We start from the raw sequence: 19,783 nt of genomic DNA on the forward strand, positions 1-19,783 counted from the left end.
GTAGAAAAAATAAAACATAGAAAAACAATATGCCGACTGGTCAAATCCGGTCGGCATATTTGCTTTATCTTAGAAATAACTCTTACCTGCCTTTCATTCCTTCGTTCTTTCACTGAAAGAAACACAACTAGTGAAAGAACATAGCAGATACTGTCGAAGGTTGAGATTCAGCAAAACAATGTCGAAATAACCCGTGCAAGTTTGTGCTGTCTGATGCATGGCTTTCTCCGTCCGAGTGTGGTATTGTGTGTACTGCCGACGGCAGTACCGGAGAAAATCACGCGAAAGGAGAGCAGAAATGAAACGAATTACAGGTCATCTGACCTCAAAAAATCTACAATGGTACGCCGTACTCAATCTTTACGACACGAGCGGAAAACGCTCACAAAAGTGGATCAATCTTGATTTAAAAGACCAGCGCGGCACAAAAACGGAAGCTAATCACCGGCTCGCTGAAATATTGGCGCAGTACAACACCGGCGACCTGTATTTGCAGGAGGCCGTGACTCATGCGGACCGGGAGCGCAACCGGATTGCCAACATGCTGGTCGAGGACTATCTTCGGGAATGGCTGGAGCAGCACAAACCCAATATTTCAAGTTCAACCTATCTGAATTACAAGCGAATGATCAACGGCAGGATGACATCCTTTTTCAAGCCGATGAGACTCAAGGTGAAAGAAATCACAGGTGACGAGATCAACGCCTATTACACCAAAATCCGAGCTGATGGGCTGAAAGGTACGACGGCGCAACGTCACCATGCCATGCTGCACAGGGCTTTCCAACAGGCCGTTAAGCGGCGCATCATTCCTTCAAACCCCTGTCAGCAAGCGGATCGTCCCAAATCAGTGCCTTTTATCGGGAACTATTACAACGCCGAGGAGCTAAAAGAGCTTCTGAACTGCGTCGAGGGGGACCCGATCCGCCTGGTCATCATGCTGGCGGCCTACTACGGTCTGCGCCGCAGCGAGGTGCTGGGGCTGAAATGGTCCGCGGTGGATTTCACCGCCAAAACGGTCAGCATCCGGCACAAGATTCTGGAGGAGGAAACCAAGAGCGGCATCGTGCTCAAGGGCTACGACGTGATGAAAACAAAATCCTCTTACCGCACCCTTCCGCTGATTCCCCATATTGAAGAGGAACTTCTGGCGGAACAGGCGAGGCAGGAGGAAATGCAGAAGGTCATGCGCGGCGCTTACGACAAAAAATATTCGGAGTACATATGCGTGGACGCCTTGGGCGGCCTGATTACCCCGCAGTATGTCAGCAGTCATTTTCAGGTGATTCTCAAAGAAAACGGACTGCGGAAAATCCGCTTCCATGATTTGCGGCACAGCTGTGCCTCGCTTTTGCTGGCAAACAATATTCCCATGAAGATGATTCAGGATTGGCTGGGGCATTCCGATATGGCGACCACCGCCAACATCTACTCGCACATCGACAGCTCCAGCAAGCTGGCCAGCGCCAACATGATTGAAGAAGTGCTTGGAGTGACCGAAGACGAGGATAATCCGGAGAACGACAAGGACGAAAAACCGGAATAAGTTCTCCGAAGGTTCGAACCCACGCAATGTCGCAGAAGACTTTCCTATCTTGCAGTTTTCTTGCAAAAAAAGCTTAGAAAAGCCGCGAATCCGCTTGCCTCGATTTCTACCAAAGTGGGGGAAGTAATGTGAAAGCAGGCATAAAAATGTCCTAAAAGCCCGGAAAGTTCGGGCTTTTAGGACGATTGTGGCGGAGAGGATGGGATTCGAACCCATGTGACGTTGCCGTCAAACTGATTTCGAGTTATTTGAGGGCAAGTTTCTATGAAACTATCAGGGTAACTTTAAGATACCTTAAAATCCCGCAAACCAGCATGAATCAAGGCTTTTCGAGCGAAAACCATGAGTTTACCACGCTTCGGCATGACCACCGAATTTAACGGTTTTCAGAGCAAAGTGTAGAAAAAGCGTAGAAAAATAGCTTGCGAAATAACCTTAAGATACTTTAAGACCCGATACTTTTATAGTACACAAACCACAGCGAATCCTACCATTGACATTGATTTTTAAGTGAACAGCCTAAATCAGGAAGAGTAAATCTCTGCCTGTAGGATCAATGTGATTGGAGGAATAGCAATGGCAAATGACTATGCTCACCTTCTGGATGAATATCCAGAGGTAATAAGCCAAGATCAGCTTTACAGGATTTGCAGAATAAGCAAACGAAAAGCCACATGGCTTTTAGAGAATGGGTATATCCCCTGTGAGGATACAGGTAAAAAGACCCGAAGGTTCAAAATTCGAATAACAGATGTGATAGAATACCTTATCCGCTTAGAATATTCCCCTGAATCCCTGCTGACACCCCTTGGAATATTCTCAAGCGGAATAAAATATAAGCCAAAGCACAAAATGGTGGAGCCCATAGATTCCGACGAATTTATGAAAATGCTGAAGAAAAGGTGGAGAAGCTCTCCTGATGCCCTTACTGTGGACGATGCTGTGAAACTGACCGGTTACTGCAAAACCACAGTGTCAGAATGGATAGCCAAAAAGAAATTATTCGGGGTGTGGTACTACAACAAATACCTGATACCCAAAGACTACCTGATCGAATACATGGCAACCAAAGCCCACCGCATCACTCAGAAATCCAAAGAGCATTCTGCTCTGATACAAGAGTATCAAAAAATGGAGAAGTATAGTTAAGGAATGTATTAGAAAAAAACTGTTTTCCACATATACTCTTTAAGGTTGAACCTTTATATCTTAAACCAGGAAACAATTACGTTGTTTTATAAGTTATAACTGATAAAACAATCAGAAACGATAAGCTCAAGACGAACGTTCGGACTGCAAGCGCACTTTGAGTCTTGGGCTTAATTCTTTTTAAAGAAAGTCTGTAAACCTTGATGCTTTCAGGTTTTTTTCCATATCAAGTAAAGATTGATACCGGTGTTTTACCCTGCATCAATCATTTGATGTGAGGAACGCAACCAGTGTTCTATATCGCAGATTCCTCCACTTTCGCAAAACGACGATAACCAATATTTACCGCAGGGTTATAGCCTGCATCATGAACCGCTTGTATCCAGTCATTCATTGCAATAAGAAATGTAATGGAACTGACCTCCGATAGTTTTGTTAGATCCGATTTTCTTTCGTCAAAAATAAGCCACAGGCAGATTGTCGTGACACCGTGAACACTTTCATCTTGTGAAAGCCTCTTGTTTTGAATAAGAGATACTGTTGTCAATGATTGGTCGATGACATATATGAGCTTTTGGGGCGTTCCCATTTTAACAAAATACAGACAATCGTCCTTTTTCATATCAGCAATTTCAACATTAAAACCTCGAACCCCTTCTTCGTCAGCGCTACTTTTATGAAGGACGATATGCCCACGTTGCTCCATCATATCAATTAGCGTTTGTTCTTCTTGATTAACAACGCCATATTGCCGTTGTTGTGTCTGAGAATATTTTTTTAATATAACAGGGGCATCGCGATTAAGTTGGACGCTGTCAATTTTATCTTTCAGATAAGCCACATAGTCTTGAGAAAATTTCATCCATCTTCCCCCTATGAGGCAGCACCAATCATCTGTAACGTATTCAACCAGTTCTTTTATAGGTTGTGTTAAGCGCCGTTTTCCATCTTTCCATAAACCAACCTTTACTCTATCAATATCATCAACAACACTGATGCCCTTGCCAGAGATATTCGATAAAAAATGTCCAACGGTTTCCTTGGATATAGAATCTTCCTTACTCGCTTTTTCCACAAATTCTTGTTCACCAATCTTCGTTTTTATCTGCATCGCAAACCCATCGTATTCATCAGTGAATGTAAAGAAAACGGAATTTAGTGAAAACTCATCAATATCTACTGAAACGGAGTTTTCGCGCAAGCTTTGGCATAACAAAGAATCCAATCGCCTGATTTCAGCGGCATCTTTAATTACTTTTGCTCTTGGGAGTTGAATACGAGGCGGCAGTTCCATGGCTGCTTCAATCTCATCTAAAATCAGATATACTTCTTCCGGGATATGTGGAATTGACAACTTAACAGATTGTCCAAACGTTACGGACTTTCCCCAAGTTTCATGGGCATCGGTACTGCCTTTAATTAGTCCGATTGACTCACCGCTCTCATAACTCAATTCATTATTCCGAGTGTATGAAGTAATAGTCTTGCTTCTACGCGATGAAAAATGTTTTGCCTGTTTCATTCTTGATCTTTGAAAAATGCGCTCCGCAAGTTGTAGCCCGAAGTCGTAGTAACAAAATGGTGATAAGTAAAAATGCGCTTTTCCAAGGCTTATTGCGTATTCTCCGCCTTCTGGCACTTGAATAAGAAGAACGGCAAAATAGCTTTTATTGCTGGGTTCTTCGTCGAGGTTTACAAATGACGAGTATAGCCGAATCCACTCAATTTGGGCTTCAATAGGCTCGTCGGAGAAGTAAAAAGAGTGAACATATCCATCAATATCTTCATGATACGTTTCGGTTAGACCAACCTCTTGAAATTTTTGAAGCATCCCGATGCGTAACTCAGGATCAACTTTGAAGATATTATAGTTTGGCATATGTATCCCCCTTTACTTCATCAAATTAAGTTTTACAAGTAATTTGGAAAGGTTCTTCTTTTTTAGTTCGCACTCCCAAATTCGTACTACCGTCCATCCGCGTTGTTCAAATTTCGCAGTTACCTCTCTGTCATGCATAATGTTTCTTTTCCGTTTTGCAGCCCAAAAGTCCTCATTTTCTTTCGGCCGCGTGTTACGACAATCATGTCCGTGCCAAAAACAGCCATCTACGAATACGGCAATTCGACGCTCCATAAACACGAAATCTGGATGACCCTTGACGGTATAGTTTCGTCGCCAACCGGTTATTCCGTACTCATGAAACACCTCGATTAAACGCAACTCTGTGGACTTGTTGCCTTTGGAGCGCACCTTACTCATAACTGCTGAACGAGTCGCTTTATCGTATACGTCTGGCATCCCACATCACCTCGATTCGCCGCCGCAATCCGGCAAAATCAGAGGATAGTGTCCTTTAATAACATCGTGCATTACGATATCAATTTCTCCAACAAGTTCAACATATTCAAGCAACTTGTTCACAAGATTAAGAAATTCTCCCATATCTTCTGCGGTAAAGGCACAATGGGTAAAGTCGTATGAGTTAAACTTCATCCATGCGTTCTTGATAACCTCATATCCAGAGATGTTTATTCTTTGAACATCCAGAGGACAAGGAATTATGATATTGGTTCGGCCGTCCGTCAACGTGATGGTCTCATTATCCTCATCGAATGGCTGGATGCCTTTCGTCCATGAGAGTCTGAAGTCTGGAGGTACCAGCGACTTAACAGCATCATAATCATATCCCGCAAGATTTTGTGGTGTGTAGTCTCGTTTTTCCAACGCAGCTACTTTTCGCCCAAGTTCAGCAATCTGCATAAACGTGTCGGCGTCATTAACTACAGGGATACGTGGGCGCAAATCCGCACGATTAACCGTGAATAGAGCACCCTCGAATTCATCAAGGTAGACTTGCGAGCAAAGAATGGCAAAAGTATAGAATACTACCTCTGTGGCAAGGGCAACCCCATCAATACCCAAGAGCGTTGCAAGTAGTTCACAAAGCCGATCATTGATATTTTCACGTAGAGTGTCGCTCTTCTTACTGACTGGGTACTGATTCAAGTAAATGAAAGAGTTTCCACGACGGCACAGATCATTATCGGGATAATACCAGCAAAAAGAAGCAAAAGGCTTTAAGCTATCTTTCTGATCCTTCGGCGAGTGCGATAATGCAAAGCCAATGGTATTTTCATCAGCATACGCTTTTCCGATCTCCGGACGCCGCCTTGTCCCACCGCCTCCAACTCGACTGAATTTATGTAGCAAGTCTTGCCAAAGGAATGCTTTCATCGACAAGAACGGTCGAAAAGCATAATCTACAATGTTTTGGTCAAGGGTAGCCTCAACCGCTTGCGCACTCCCTAATTCATTCAGTGCATCAGCAAAGGCGCGGGTATCGGCCTCCTGCGGGGGCTTATCCTGAGAACGCAACCACTCCTCGGAAGCCTGCATTCCGTGCTTCATTATTTCTTTGCTACGGCGTTTCAACATAGGCGCCTTCAAGTGTGTAAAGAGGCTGGATGGAGCAAGTTTAATACCGGAGCAATGATTCTTAAACACTGCGTTCAGCTCGGACTCTCCGCTTACAGGCCAATATGATAAATACAGCTCTTCGTCAAACGGCAAGGACGGACGTAGGGCATAATTTGAATTATCTATAGAGTAACCATCAAACATTTTTAGGGACACATTGGCGTCTTGCTCAAGCCATGCTGTTTTCTCAGTCTTTGCGAACCGCGAGATATCGAAGTATTTAAACTCGTTCATTGCCGAAGTTTCTCCGAATTTTCTTGTTGCAATGAGTACCGCTCGACCTTGCTGCGTCCTAAACATACTGTCAGAACGGATGCCAGCCCTTGCGTCTGCATCGACCGACACTATCCAGGCGGACGAGAAATGTTCGACAATATACTTCCGAGCGTATTTATAAGACTCGGCTTCAAGGAATGTCGCTGGAACGATATATGCTAAGACTGAGTGATTATTCGAATGCTCCAGCATTTCACATCCCCAACGTAAAAACTGAAGATGAGGATTGTTAACCTGCTTTTGCGTATTTTGTCTTGCGTGTCGATTCTCGGCAGGAGGACGAAAATCATCCATTAGCCCCAATATCTTTGAAAAATCCGAACCTATATTTGTCTTTGACGAATCCGAGGAAGGGGGATTCCCTATGACAAGAGTAATTGGTCGAGAGGACAGTTCCCGTGCGCGATTAAGCTCAAATCCCTCAACCGTATCCGTATTGGCTGGTTCTCTCCCAAATACGCAGTCGCTGAGAGTGTTCGCCAGTATCAATTCGTATCTTGAACGATAATCTCTGATTTCTTGATTCAGCACTGCCATTCGATAGTTTGCAAGCATATAGGGAGCGGGAAGGATCTCAATTCCGCAAAGAGAAAACGCACCACACCGCACATCGTTTTGACGTATTCTTTCTAAAAATGAACCTGTCCCACAGCAGGGGTCGATCAGCATATTACCATCGTCAAAGATACTCACACCATCAAAATTATCACGAGCAATAATCTCTGTCAAACGAACAATACAATCGGCCAGTTCACTCGGCGTATAATATGCGCCGTAGTCAAAGCGTGAGCGCGGATCGAACTTTGAAAGAAATAGTTCAAACAGCTTGTGGTAATCGGGACTACGCCGTTGCTGCTCGGTCATATGTACAAACGACAAAAACCGAATGCATTCATCTGTCCAATTCAGGATGAAGCTGTCATTGTCACCGTGGTTGTTGAGATAATGAATTATTGTAAGGAACGGACGCAACGCCTGACCATCCACGACATCCCGCGCCAGATAATCCTTTATCTTACGTTCCTTTTCAGTCGGAGAATCGTTGTCTGTACATTCAATGCGATGGGCGTACAACAACGCGAACATAATCACTTGTGCGGAAAAGTCAGCAAATACCTTGTCTCGCCTCATGTTTTCATCATTATGGTTATAGACCAAAACGCGTAACTCATCCAAAAGTGATATAGCATTCCTTTCGGTCTCATCCATCGCTTCATCTATCGGGATGCTCGAATAGCGCAGGATTTCGTCCGACAGATACTTTGTTCGCAAAGCAACTAACTCAACGAGCTTTCCTTCGTCGCAATACTGTGGGGACGGATCGGCAAAGAACCTGCGCATCATAACCTCAAACTGAGGATTTAGAGTTAGGCGCGACCAGTCCGGGCGATTCATGTGGGATTTGTCTATTAGAGATATAATTTGGGGATGCACACCCTCGTCAAAGGAGTAGATGAAATCAATTCCATCGGTAATTATCAATTTATGCCCCAACGACAAATAACGATTGAACTGCTCCTCGTGCACTGTGATATCAAAGGCTCCCGCGGAGAGCCCCTTTGCCTCAATGTAACCATAAACGCCGAGAGTTGCTCTGTCATGGATAAGCCAGTCGGGACGCCCCATCCGAGCCTGATTACGTGGTTCAAGAATGACCACGATATCCGAGCTACCGTTTAGCTCCATTGCCAATTCCTTGAATAGCGTATCTAATGAAGGTCGAAAAGAGAGTTCGGCTGTGTGTTGGTGAGCGGCGAGAGAATCGTTGTAATCACGCTGCAAGCTCTTTAAGTAACGCTTTATAATTGCCTGATATGACACATCTCTCACCTCTTTCCTTTATAATAGGTTATGATACTCTCTCCGATAGCTTTAGCCAATTTAGGTGGAACTGCATTTCCAATTTGGCGAGCAATTTCAATTTTCGATCCTTTGAAAACAAAGTCCAAAGGAAATGTCTGCAGCAATGCGCCTTCGCACAACGAGATGCTCCTCGGTTGATCCGGATGGCCAAATAGGCCTCGGGTAAAGCTGTCAAAACGAGCGGTTATGGTCGGCGCTACTTCGTCCCAAGACATGCGTCCGTATACGTTACGATGCCCAATAATAGCGCTGTCCACTTTATGACAATCAGCTAACAACTCTTTAGGCAGATGATCCCGCCCTTGCCCTTGCTGCAACGCCTGTATGCGTTGCAGATTTTTTTCTGACAACCGATCACGTCGATGCAATGGAAAGTCAGGATGTGCTTTACCGTCTTCAGGAGGAGGGGGAAGGAAAGATATTGTATCACGAACGGTATGTTTTTCGCCCGTTGGTTTGGGGAATATATACGTCGAACCAATATCATGCCGTTCGCCTACCAAGACAAGTCTCTTCCTCCGTTGTGGAACACCATAATCCTCTGCGTCGACGGGTTGTTTATGAACATGATAGCCAATAGACTCCATTTTCTCAATCAGCTCTGCCAGGATGGTTTTTCCTCGTTTACCTTGAATACCCGATACATTCTCCATAACAAAAAACATCGGACGAACCTCTTCGATAAGTCTTCCGTATAGGAGAACTAGCTCGTTTCGAACGTCTGTATCCTTACCGATACGTTGGACAGAAAACCCCTGGCAAGGGGGTCCTCCGGCAAGCAAGAACAACTCGCCTTGCTTTAACCCGATCATATCAAGCAGCCGTCCTCCAAGCATATTTCTAATGTCCTCGCAGAGAGCGGGATGTGCGAAATATTTAGGATTGCTTTGAATCGATTCGATACACCTTTTGTCTATGTCAAAGCTCAACAGGATTTCAAATCCCGCCTCACTCAATCCCAACGATAAACCGCCTGCTCCCGAGAAACTATCGACGCAAGTGAAACGCATATTAACCTCGCCTCCTTGTGTTCTTGATGCCTGCAATTACGCTGGAGTATGAATTGCTTACCGGCAGATCGATAGTTTCCATACCGGTTTGCAGTTGAGCAGTTGTCGGCTCTGTTGACAGGTACTCTATTAGCACGTTTACCGCGACCCCACATGAAAGCAAAGGTGGCACAGCTTCTCCTATTTGACGATAAATATCATCGGACTTACCTTCAAATTGAAAACCATCAGGGAAACTCTGTAATCTTGCCGCTTCTCTCGCCGTTAACCCTCTATCTTGAACAGGGTGTGTGTAGCGCCCGCTTGCCGGATTGCGTGCGTAGTGTGTGATGGTGATCGCAGGTTTATCCCAACTGAGTCGCCCATACACATCATAAAAACCATTAACTTTCGCCAAGCATGCAGGTCCCTCACCTTGTGGTAGACTTCCACCATCGTGAGGTACTTTTTTAATAACCTCGATAGTGCTATGCTTATGAGCTACAGCCTTATGAAGTGGGTCGTTCGGGTCAACTTCTCCCGCCTCAAGTGGACTCAACCCTCCAATAGCATCGCGAACAGTCTTATATTCATCTGAAGTAAAATAACCCTCCGGAAGCAGAAAGTCTTTTTTCATACCAATTATAATAGAGCGGAATCTCTCCTGAGGCACACCAAACTCGGCAGAGTTATAGATGTTCTGCTTGACCGTATACCCCGCCTCGCGAAACGTCTCGCGCGCTTTACTGAAGTATCTCCAGTATCTATTGGATAAAAACTCCGGTACGTTCTCCATAACAAATATGTCAGGGTTGACTTCGGTAACAATACGGGAGAAAGCAATCACCAAACTGTTGCGATCATCATCCTCATTGTCCCAGTGTTTTTTTCTATGCGATGAAAAGCCCTGACACGGAGCACACCCGATCAAAATCGTGGGCTTAGTGCTGTCAAAACCAACTCTATTTAAAAACTGGCGAATGTTTGCGGGAGTATTCGCAATTTTAAGAATATCTTCACAAACAGTCGGTGTTCCAAAATTTCTACTATAGGTTGCGGCTGATATTGGATTGATGTCACACCCGGCTAAAAAATTAAACATAGGCACGACCTGATTTATCGCAGCAAAGCCCAACGACGTTCCTCCCGCACCGCTAAAAAAATCGAGTATCTGTATAGGGTTGGAATGTGAAGAACCTACATCGAGTGGTGAGAATTTAGGCAACGCTTTAACCGCTTCCGTAAATAACAATGCCTTATAACTTCGGAAGTCACTTTTTGTGGTGGCGCTTAGATTTTTCATTTGAAGTAGTTTTGTAAACGCGGCCATATCATCACCTCCAATCAATGATTATTTTCAAGCAAAACTTTCGATATTCTGCTAGTGTCATCTTGTTTCCTCATTTTCGTGCGACAACTCCATGATGTCATGTAATTCGCAATCGAGAGCTTTGCATATTTTAACGAGAACATCGGTCGTGATGTTCTCGCCTTTACCTAACTTGGCGATGGATGCGGTGCTGATACCGGTCGCCTTCTTTAGGTCCTGTTTATTCATCTTTTTATCGAGCATTAAATGCCAAAGCTTGTTATAACTGACAATCACCTTTTAGCCTCCTTGCTCTTTCTATATAGTTTTTATAATCATATCATTTTTATTTGGAATAATCAATGATATTTTTGCGTTCGCAAATACTATTTAAACCCAACATACAGTGGACACCAAAATCCACACAATATTTCACTATGATTTTTCATATTACTTGATTGCCTAAAACAAGCATATCCACCGCCTACTGTAAAAATATCTTTACCATAATATTGAAGACGGCTATGAAATCTACGCAATGCAGGACGCACGAAATCTTCCATGAAAAATCTCAAAAGTAAACATGGAGATTTGATATAAATTTATAATCGGGAACAGTATAGTTTACAACTTGAATAACATTCAATTTTGAAGCGGCTGTGTTCTTCGCAACTGAAAAACACAGCCGTTTTTTTGCGCTCAAAATCAAAATGAAAGGACTGATACTCTATGAAAAACGAACTGCAAACCTTGCGGTTATTCAGCCCCCTCTTTCCTCACATCGACCGAAAAAACGAATGGGGCAATCTTGACGATTGTCGAGAGGATTTAACTGCCGGTGAGGTTTTGGAATACGAGGACAAAATTGTCGCGCTCATTCAGAAAGAAAAGCTCACCAGCGAGGGTGAGCGTGGCCTCGCCGTTTACCTTGATGACGATCTCAGCCGAAAAGTATACCGCATCAACCCTTCCGTAGAGGAATGGAATGGCAAGCTGTGGGGTGTGACCGAGGTGCAAACTCATGGTACGCTTTCCCCCTCTGAGCTTGCGGAGCTGACAGAATGGCTCTCCGGACAACTGAGTGACGGTTGGGGCGAGGGGTTGGAGCAAAGAGAAATCAAGCTGGAGGACGGCGAGCTGTATGTCAGCTTTTGGGATAGTAGTGACCGTTTTTTTATCAAGTCGGAGGATGAATTGAAAAGCAGCCAGACCTTCGGCTTTGGCATGTCGTTGTGAAAAGCTGCGATTTTGCAGCAAGGGAGGTGATGGAATATCAATAGCTTTATCAGCTGGGTGGGCGGCAAGAAAGCCCTCCGCAATATCATTTACCGACTCTTCCCCAAGGACTTCGGCAGATACATCGAAGTCTTTGGCGGCGGGGGCTGGGTGTTGTTCGGCAGGCCGCCAGACTGCAAAGGAATGGAGGTCTACAACGATTTTAACGGCAACCTGACCAACCTGTTCTACTGCGTAAAAAACAGAACACTGGCCTTCCTCAAGGTGCTGGGCTTTCTGCCCCTCAACTCCCGGCGTGAATTCGGTGTCCTGCGCCGCTTCTTTGAAAAGGATGAATTCGATACCGAATACCTGAAAGAAGAACTGGAGCTGGCGCAGCAAAACCTCCCGCCGCCTGAGTTTGAGGAACTGAGGGCGATTATGCTGGAGCAGGCCGAGCCAAGCGATGTCTGGCGGGCAGCGGCCTTTTTCAAGCTCATCCGCTACAGCTACGGCAGCGGATGTACCTCTTACGGCTGCCAGCCCTTTGACATCCGAAAGGTGTTCGCTGTGATATGGGAGGCATCAAGGCGTCTTGCCAATACAGTAGTAGAGAATAAGGACTTTGAGGCATTAATCCGGCAGTACGACCGGGACGATGCCTTTTTTTATTGCGATCCGCCCTATTACATGACCGAGGGTCACTATGCGGTGGAGTTTCTCAAAACCGACCATCAGCGGCTCCGGGATGCGCTGGCAGGCAGCAGGAGCAAATGGATGGTCAGCTACAACGACTGCGAATTCATCCGGGAGCTGTATCAGGATTACACCATCACCCCGGTTACCCGCCTGAGCAATCTGGCGCAGCGATACGAGGGCGGCTGCGAGTACCCGGAGGTGATCATTACCAACTACGATCCCAAGGAACGGGAAAAGGATATGTTCCAGCTGAATCTGTTTGATTATGGAATCTGTATGAACGAGAAAAATTCCACGGAATACAGGATCAACCAAGAAAATTAAAGGAGGCTTATGCTATGGAAATCATTGAAACCAAGGGCAGGATTGCCGAGGACGGCAGCATCACCCTGCCGCCTGATGTTTTGGAAACCATGTGCGTCACTGCCGGTGATACCGTACATCTGGCGTATCTGTCCCACCATCCGGTAAAGCAGATCAACAGTTACGGTGAGATCTTTCTTACTAAGGACGGCATCGACAACGTGAGCAAGCTGGTGGAAGCGCCGGAATCCGCAGAGCTGTCGGTACCTCATGCGCTTTTGGAGGCGGCAGGCATTCCGCTGGATGATGATCTGGATATCCGCTGCGAGGACGGCGCTATCATCATTGGCAGCGCCGATCTCGTCAGGCAGTTGCCGACTCAGCTCATGGAGCTGTTCGACAGCCTTGGCGTGAGCCATGACACCATCCGCCGTGTGCTGGAGGGTGGTGCGAAAAATGAAGAATAAGCCTCTCTACAAGCTGATGGACAGCAAAGGCCGTGTGCTGATCCCCAAGGAGCTGCGCACCGCCAGCGGCATGGATTACGGCGACATTGTGCGGCTTGAACTCGCCAATGGTCGAGTCAGCGTGCAAAAAGTGGATATCATCGAAATCGGCGACCAGTCCCCGGAGGCGGTGGAGGCCTATGTCCGTGCAGCATTCAAGACCATGCCTGACGATACCCGGCTTTCCCTCATTTCCGATCTGACAGTCCTTCTCCAGCAGAAAAAGGAGGGCTGAGAATGGAAAGAAAATTGACCTATACAGCAGCAGACTGTTCGGCAACCGGCTTGGGCTACAGTATTCAGGGGAAAGTTGTCGTAATCAATCACGATAACCCTGAACGGCAACTGTATTTCTGCCTCTGCGGAAACGGAGCCGGTGCCAACCCAAGCGGCTCCGCTGCCTTTTTGGTATCGCTTCGCACCGGAGAATTTGCCCTGAAAAACCGCAGCGAGGTCATCGGCATATTAAAGCCGGAGCTTCTGCCAGACAGCGCCAAGCTGCAGCTTTCCCAAATCAGACCGGTGGGAGCGCTGGATTTGAAGAATCACGAGTTGAAATATAGCGGCTACAGCTTTCTCGCCGATGGCCGATATGCCTCCGGTGTGTGGCTTTGCACCGAGCAGGAAGCGCTGGAATATGTGGAAATGCAGAAGTCCTACCAGCACCGCATCATGCTCTGCGACCGGGATGACTTCTGTGTGCTGGAAATGGAAAACGGCAGACTCCTGCATCCCTCTCAAGAGGAAATGGAAGCCTTCCGCAATCCGCAGAACGGAGGCCTGACTATGACGTAAAGGAGGCAAGCTCATGCGAAATATCCGGATGGAAAAAGATATCATACTGTACTACGGCAACCCCGCCGGGTATATCAGCGGCGGCAAGGCAGTGGTCGATCCCCTATTTGAGTCGGAGGAACTGAACGCCTTTCTCAGCCGCCAAAAGGACATCGGCGAGGTGAAATGGACGGGCGGTGTGTATGACCGCCTTGTAAACGGTCAGCGGGATACCCAAGAACTCACTCTGCTGAAAAACTGCCGTGTGTGGCAGTTAAAGCCCGAATCGGATCTCCGGATGCGCTTCATTAGCCTTTCGGATTTCTGCAAATCATTTGGGGAACCCAAAATGTCCGATTACCAGACCGTCTATGACGGAGAGGTGGAAACCAACGATCTGGAAGCCCTGTATACAAAATTCAACACCGCCCATCCTCCCGGCTATGCAGGGCATTCCCTGTCCATGTCGGATGTGCTGGAGCTGTACGATGAAAACGGTAGCAGCTTTTATTACTGCGACCGTTTCGGATTTCAGGAAATCGGCTTCACCCCACCGGAACAGACACAAACCATGCAGCTCTAAAGGGGCTGTTTTTTATTGCCAAAATGCGAAAGGAGAAAGAAATTATGCCTGATGTAGAAGTAAAAATCAATTCCATGTACCCGCCCGGAGCCAGCGGCGGCATTCGTGCCTACGCTTCGGCAACGGTGGACGGCTGCCTTGGCATCCGGGGCATCAAGGTAGTGGAGGGAGGCCGTGACGGTCTCTTTGTTTCCATGCCAAGCCGTAAGACAGAAAACGGCTACAAGGAAATCTGCTTCCCCGTAACCAAGGAGTTCCGCGAACAGCTCCATAAGGCGGTGCTGGACAGCTACCAGCAGGCCGTAGCCATGAACCAAGCTCCGGCGCAGCCGCAGGAAGCAGCCTCGGAGCAGTCCCAGCCGCCCATGCAGATGGGCGGTATGTAACTCAACCACAATAAAAAATTTGGAGGTAAAACACCATGAAAAGAATCATGAACAAGGTAACCCATAAGGCCAATCTGTTGGCAATTAAGGCAAAAATGGCACTTACCAACAATCACGCCGAGGGCTTCGTGGATACGGCCATCAAGATTTTGATGGCCGTGGTGATCGGAGCATTGGTGCTGGCTGGTCTGTATATGCTTTTTGATAAAACCGTGCTGCCAACCCTCGTTCAACGCATTAAGGATATGTTCAATTATGCCGGATAAACTGGCCGTCTTGCAGGCGGTCTTTTTTGTTGCCCTGCTGTGTGCGGCATCGATAACGGACTTGACAAAACGCATTGTTCCAAACTGGATCTGTGCTGCTATCGTAGCCTTGTCCACATCGGGCTTTGCACCGGAAAAGCTGCTGGGCGTTTTCATCGCCCTGCCGTTTCTGCTGGCCGCCGTGTTTTTCGGCGGCATGGGCGGCGGCGATATCAAGCTGATGGCTGCCTGCGGTTTGGTGCTGGGGCTATCGAAAGGACTGCTTGCGGCAATGGCCGGACTCAATCTGCTGCTCATTTATGCAGCCATATACCGGATTGTTTACAAGGTGCAAAGGCGGGAGGCGAAAAAAGCCTTCCCCCTTGCGCCTTTTTTATCGGCGGGCTGTCTGCTCGCCTATTTTATTTAAAGGAGGAATTAAGACATGAGCTTTTTCAAAAATAGAACGGTCATCGGCGTGGTCTGCATTGTGCTGTCGCTTCTGATATGCTTTGCGATCACGCCGCTGTTCAACCAAAGCATCAGCCAGAAAGCCCAGATTGTGCGGGTTATGAAGCCCATCAAAATCGGGGAGGCCATCACCAAGGACATGGTACAGGCCGTGGAGGTGGGCGGCTACAATCTGCCGGAGGACGTGGTCAGGCAGACGGACAACGTCATCGGTAAATTCGCCTCCGCCGACTTAGCGCCGGGAGATTATATCATCGCCTCCAAAATTGCCGATACCCCGGCTGCGGAGAACGCCTATCTCTACAGCCTGACCGGAGAAAAACAGGCCATCTCCGTATCGGTCAAGAGCTTCGCTGCAGGGCTGTCCGGTAAGCTGATCTCCGGGGATATCGTGTCTATCGTTGCCCCGGATTACAAAAAGCAGGGCGTGACGGTGATCCCGCCGGAGCTGCAGTATGTGGAGGTCATCGCCGTCACCGCAGACAGCGGCTACGATGCCAACCAGCAGAATGGGAAATCCAATCCGTCTTCGGAGCAGGCAGATGCGGATGAAAAAGAGCTGCCTGCTACCGTCACTTTGCTGGTCACGCCGGAACAGAGCAAAATCCTTGCCGAGTTGGAAACGGATGGCACCCTTCATGTGTCCCTCGTTTACCGTGGCAGCAAGGAAAATGCGGCAAAGTTTACAAAGGTGCAGGACTCGGTGCTTTCCGAGATGTATCCGGACAAAACGGAATCTCAGGAAAGCGAGGATGCCAGTCAGCCGGAAACGCCTGCGGAACCACCGGTGGAAAGCGGGGCTGAGTAAATGCTGAACTTCAAAAAAGGCGGCCTGTTCAGCCACAAGAACAATTCTGAGTTACAGGAAACAGAACCGGATAAAGGCGCACAGGTACTGGCGGTTTGGGGCAGCTCCGGCTGTGGCAAAACCACCGTGGCGGTGAAGTTGGCGAAATATCTGGCAGACAGAAAAAAGAACGTGGTGCTGCTTTTATGCGACTGCACCACGCCCATGCTACCCTGCATCTGTCCGCCCGGAGATTTAGATGGCGGTCATTCGCTGGGAAGTATTCTGGCCGCCAATTCCATCACCGAATCGCTGGTGAAAAACAACTGCAACACCCATAAGCACATGAGCCATCTGGCGGTCATCGGCCTGCAAAAAGGAGAAAACGAAAACTGCTATCCGCCGGTGAACGAGAAGCTGCTGCGGGAGCTGCTCGAAGTGCTGCGTGATATGGAAAGCCACGTTATCATCGACTGCGGCAGCTCCATCTATTTTGACGAGTTGTCCACCATTGCCATTCTGGAGGCCGATGCGGTGCTGCGGCTCATTAACTGTGATTTGAAATCGGTGAGCTACCTGTCCAGCCAGCAGGAATATCTGCGGATGGCAGGCTTTGACTTTAACAAGCTGTACAAGGCGGTCAGCAATGTGAAGTCCAACGAAGCCAGCCAGAACATGGAGCAGGTGCTGGGCAGCGCTGTGTTTACCCTCCCGCATTCCCCGGAGTTGGAGGCGCAGGTGCTGGCCGGGAACCTGTTTGCGGATTTATCCCTGAAAGACAGCCGGGGCTTCCGAAAAGAGATACAGAAAATCTCGGAGGAGGTGTTCGGCGTATGAGTAGGCATAATCTGTTTTTTACCCCGGAGCAGGAAACCGGAGATTTTCACAGTGTGCTGCAGCAGGTGCAGGAATATATCGCCGGTCAGCACAGTGAGCTGCTGTCGGGCGGAAATGCCACCGAAGCCAAGGCCAATATCAAGCGGTACATCGCCAAGTTTGTGCAGGACAGCCGTGTGGCGGTCAAAGGCATGACATCGCAGCAGTTGGTGGATGCGCTTTACACAGAAATGGCCGAGTATTCCTTTCTCACCAAGTACATCTTTAGCGATGGCATCGAAGAAATCGACATCAACAGCTGGCGGGATATTGAAATCCAGTATGCCGGTGGACGCTGCGAAAAGCTCACGGAACACTTTGACAGCCCCGAACACTGCATTAATGTGCTGCGCCGGATGCTTCATGTGTCCGGCACGATTCTGGATGATCAGTCCCCGCTGGTGGTCGGCACCCTTGCGGAAAACATCCGGATTGCCGTCATGAAAAGCCCCATTGTGGATGCCAATATCGGCGCTGCCGCCTCCATCCGTATCGTAAATCCCAACCATATGGAAAAGAAAGATTTCATAGACGGCGGCACGGCTACCGCTGAAATGCTGGACTTTCTCTCGGAATGCATCCGCTATGGCATTTCGGTGTGCATCGCAGGAGCCACCAGCAGCGGCAAGACAACCGTGGCAGGCTGGCTGCTAACCACCATTCCCGATAACAAGCGTATTTTCACCATTGAAAACGGCAGCCGGGAACTGTCCCTCATTCGGGAACAGAACGGCAGAGTCACCAATTCCGTGGTGCATACCCTCACCCGAAACAGCGAGAACGAGCTGTACCGCATTGAGCAGATCGACCTTGTGGATATTTCCCTGCGCTTCAATCCTGACATTATCGTAGTCGGTGAAATGCGTGGTGCGGAAGCCAATGCCGCACAGGAGGTAGCCAGAACCGGTGTGGCGGTAGTCACCACCATTCACTCCAACTCCTGCGAATCCACCTACCGCCGCATGGTTTCCCTGTGCAAGCGAGCCGTGGATATGTCGGATGAAACCCTCATGGGCTATGTGACGGAAGCCTATCCTATTGTCGTATTTTGCAAGCAGCTGGAAAACAAGCAGCGGCGGCTTATGGAAATCATGGAATGCGAAATCCTGCCGGACAACAGCAGGAATTACCGTACCCTGTTCCGGTATGAGATTACTGAAAACCGCTATGAGGACAACCAGTTTTTCATTACCGGACACCATGTAACGGTGAATCCCATCTCCGACAGCCTGTGCAAGAGGCTGCTGGAAAACGGAATGCCGCAGGAACGCATCAATCTTCTGAAGAAAGGAGGGCGGCGAGCCGCCGCTGGCAATTCGCACACTGGAACACCTGATGACACTGGAGGGTTACCGCCTGCGTCCAAATTAAGTGAAGAACGGAGGTGTCATGCATGACAACCATTCAACTTTTGGCCTGTGTCGGAATGATTACAGGCTTTTTTCTTCTACTCGGCCTAAAGCCGATGGAATTCACCGATGGGCTGTTTTCCTTTCTCACCAGAGAAAAGAAGTCCATCAAGGACGAAATCAAGGCGGCACAGCACCGCCAAAAGCCGGGATTCCTGAAGCGGCAAATCCAGATGGCACAGGAGGTGCTGGCCATGACCGGCAGAAGCAACCGCTTCTCTCTGGTTTGCGCCTGCTCCCTGCTACTGTTCGCCATCGGTGCCTCCATCGCCATTGTGCTGGGCAATTTCTTTCTGGCTCCGGTGATGGCGGCAGGCTTTATGATGCTGCCCTTTTGGTATGTGCAGCTCACCGCCAGCCATTTCAAAAAGGACATTGCTGCCGAGCTGGAAACGGCGCTCTCCATCGTAACCACAGCCTACCTGAGAAGTGAGAATATCCTCACGGCTGTGGAGGAAAACCTCCACTATCTGAACCCGCCCGTGCATCAGGTGTTCAAGGATTTTGTCCTTCGGGTGAAACTCATTGATCCGGATGTGCTGGAAGCCATCAAAGTGCTGCGCACCAAAATCGACAACGAGGTGTTTCGGGAATGGTGCGATGCCCTGTGCGACTGCCAGCACGACCGCAGCCTGAAAGTTACCCTTACTCCCATTGTCAGCAAGCTCAGTGATATGCGGATTGTAAACGGCGAGCTGGAATACCTTGTCTTTGAACCCCGCAAGGAATTTATTATCATGGTCATCTTCGTCATCGGCAACATTCCGCTCATGTATCTACTCAACAAAAGCTGGTACGACACGCTGATGCACACGCCGCTGGGTAAGATCATTCTGGCCATCAGCGCCGCCTTGATTTTTGTCTCTACGGCCTGTGTACTTCGGCTTACCAAGCCCATTGAGTACAGGAGGTGATGAGG

21 protein-coding genes are annotated in these 19,783 nt (G+C 48.0%); 15 read left to right on the forward strand and 6 right to left on the reverse strand.

Going from position 1 to position 19,783, the window contains the following annotated elements:
• Window positions 1–298 precede the first annotated feature (298 nt).
• Both ACLQ3M_RS11410 and ACLQ3M_RS11415 read left to right on the forward strand, forming a co-directional pair.
• Entirely contained in the window at window positions 299–1,546 is a 1,248-nt protein-coding gene (locus tag ACLQ3M_RS11410; protein WP_411677820.1) for a tyrosine-type recombinase/integrase, read from the forward strand.
• 576 nt (window positions 1,547–2,122) lie between these two features.
• Entirely contained in the window at window positions 2,123–2,695 is a 573-nt protein-coding gene (locus tag ACLQ3M_RS11415) for a helix-turn-helix domain-containing protein (RefSeq protein WP_411677821.1), read from the forward strand.
• Window positions 2,696–2,990: 295 nt separating this feature from the next.
• Here the strand turns inward: ACLQ3M_RS11415 and ACLQ3M_RS11420 are convergent, their stop codons facing one another.
• Genes ACLQ3M_RS11420 through ACLQ3M_RS11445 form a run of 6 tightly spaced genes read right to left on the reverse strand, consistent with a single transcriptional unit; the run spans window position 2,991 to window position 10,907 of the window.
• Entirely contained in the window at window positions 2,991–4,574 is a 1,584-nt protein-coding gene (locus tag ACLQ3M_RS11420; protein ID WP_411677822.1) for a DUF6119 family protein, read from the reverse strand.
• Window positions 4,575–4,586: 12 nt separating this feature from the next.
• Entirely contained in the window at window positions 4,587–4,994 is a 408-nt protein-coding gene (locus ACLQ3M_RS11425) for a very short patch repair endonuclease (protein WP_411677823.1), read from the reverse strand.
• A 6-nt stretch (window positions 4,995–5,000) separates the two neighbouring features.
• Entirely contained in the window at window positions 5,001–8,270 is a 3,270-nt protein-coding gene (locus ACLQ3M_RS11430) for a type ISP restriction/modification enzyme (protein WP_411677824.1), read from the reverse strand.
• 5 nt (window positions 8,271–8,275) lie between these two features.
• Entirely contained in the window at window positions 8,276–9,322 is a 1,047-nt protein-coding gene (locus ACLQ3M_RS11435) for a DNA cytosine methyltransferase (RefSeq protein ID WP_411677825.1), read from the reverse strand.
• Between the two features lies 1 nt (window position 9,323).
• Window positions 9,324–10,631, reverse strand: coding sequence for a DNA cytosine methyltransferase (locus ACLQ3M_RS11440; RefSeq protein WP_411677826.1), 1,308 nt, complete (start codon window positions 10,629–10,631; stop codon window positions 9,324–9,326).
• A gap of 57 nt (window positions 10,632–10,688) precedes the next feature.
• Window positions 10,689–10,907: a helix-turn-helix domain-containing protein gene (locus ACLQ3M_RS11445; RefSeq protein ID WP_208925126.1), complete on the reverse strand. Its 219-nt coding sequence runs from the start codon at window positions 10,905–10,907 to the stop codon at window positions 10,689–10,691.
• Window positions 10,908–11,339: 432 nt separating this feature from the next.
• Here ACLQ3M_RS11445 and ACLQ3M_RS11450 point away from each other — a divergent pair, with 432 nt between their 5' ends.
• From ACLQ3M_RS11450 to ACLQ3M_RS11510, 13 genes are all read left to right on the forward strand, one after another.
• Entirely contained in the window at window positions 11,340–11,846 is a 507-nt protein-coding gene (locus ACLQ3M_RS11450) for a hypothetical protein (RefSeq protein ID WP_411677827.1), read from the forward strand.
• Window positions 11,847–11,882: 36 nt separating this feature from the next.
• Entirely contained in the window at window positions 11,883–12,848 is a 966-nt protein-coding gene (locus tag ACLQ3M_RS11455; RefSeq protein ID WP_411677931.1) for a DNA adenine methylase, read from the forward strand.
• 14 nt (window positions 12,849–12,862) lie between these two features.
• Window positions 12,863–13,294, forward strand: a complete 432-nt coding sequence (locus ACLQ3M_RS11460) for a hypothetical protein (protein WP_411677828.1) — start codon at window positions 12,863–12,865, stop codon at window positions 13,292–13,294.
• Entirely contained in the window at window positions 13,284–13,568 is a 285-nt protein-coding gene (locus ACLQ3M_RS11465) for an AbrB/MazE/SpoVT family DNA-binding domain-containing protein (RefSeq protein WP_411677829.1), read from the forward strand. The genes ACLQ3M_RS11460 and ACLQ3M_RS11465 overlap by 11 nt, the downstream gene beginning before the upstream one ends.
• A gap of 2 nt (window positions 13,569–13,570) precedes the next feature.
• Window positions 13,571–14,128 (forward strand): hypothetical protein, encoded by a 558-nt coding sequence (locus ACLQ3M_RS11470; protein WP_411677830.1) that lies wholly within the window; start codon window positions 13,571–13,573, stop codon window positions 14,126–14,128.
• 13 nt (window positions 14,129–14,141) lie between these two features.
• On the forward strand, window positions 14,142–14,690 hold the full coding sequence (locus ACLQ3M_RS11475; protein ID WP_411677831.1) for a YodL domain-containing protein: 549 nt from the start codon (window positions 14,142–14,144) through the stop codon (window positions 14,688–14,690).
• Between the two features lie 44 nt (window positions 14,691–14,734).
• Complete coding sequence (locus ACLQ3M_RS11480; RefSeq protein WP_411677832.1) at window positions 14,735–15,076, forward strand: SpoVG family protein; 342 nt, start codon at window positions 14,735–14,737, stop codon at window positions 15,074–15,076.
• Between the two features lie 95 nt (window positions 15,077–15,171).
• A complete protein-coding gene (locus tag ACLQ3M_RS11485; protein WP_411677932.1) occupies window positions 15,172–15,342 on the forward strand; it encodes a DUF6133 family protein in 171 nt (56 codons plus the stop codon).
• Window positions 15,332–15,751 (forward strand): prepilin peptidase, encoded by a 420-nt coding sequence (locus ACLQ3M_RS11490; protein ID WP_411677833.1) that lies wholly within the window; start codon window positions 15,332–15,334, stop codon window positions 15,749–15,751. The genes ACLQ3M_RS11485 and ACLQ3M_RS11490 overlap by 11 nt, the downstream gene beginning before the upstream one ends.
• A 15-nt stretch (window positions 15,752–15,766) precedes the next feature.
• Window positions 15,767–16,600 (forward strand): Flp pilus assembly protein CpaB, encoded by an 834-nt coding sequence (locus ACLQ3M_RS11495; protein WP_411677834.1) that lies wholly within the window; start codon window positions 15,767–15,769, stop codon window positions 16,598–16,600.
• Entirely contained in the window at window positions 16,601–17,416 is an 816-nt protein-coding gene (locus tag ACLQ3M_RS11500) for an AAA family ATPase (protein ID WP_411677835.1), read from the forward strand.
• Window positions 17,413–18,852 carry an ATPase, T2SS/T4P/T4SS family gene (locus ACLQ3M_RS11505; RefSeq protein ID WP_411677836.1) on the forward strand — a complete coding sequence of 480 codons (1,440 nt, stop codon included), beginning with the start codon at window positions 17,413–17,415 and terminating at the stop codon, window positions 18,850–18,852. The genes ACLQ3M_RS11500 and ACLQ3M_RS11505 overlap by 4 nt, the downstream gene beginning before the upstream one ends.
• Window positions 18,849–19,778 (forward strand): type II secretion system F family protein, encoded by a 930-nt coding sequence (locus ACLQ3M_RS11510; protein WP_411677837.1) that lies wholly within the window; start codon window positions 18,849–18,851, stop codon window positions 19,776–19,778. Before ACLQ3M_RS11505 ends, ACLQ3M_RS11510 begins: the two co-directional genes overlap by 4 nt.
• Window positions 19,779–19,783 lie beyond the last annotated feature (5 nt).

The organism is Caproicibacter sp. (assembly GCF_046707225.1).
GTDB lineage: Bacteria > Bacillota > Clostridia > Oscillospirales > Acutalibacteraceae > Caproicibacter.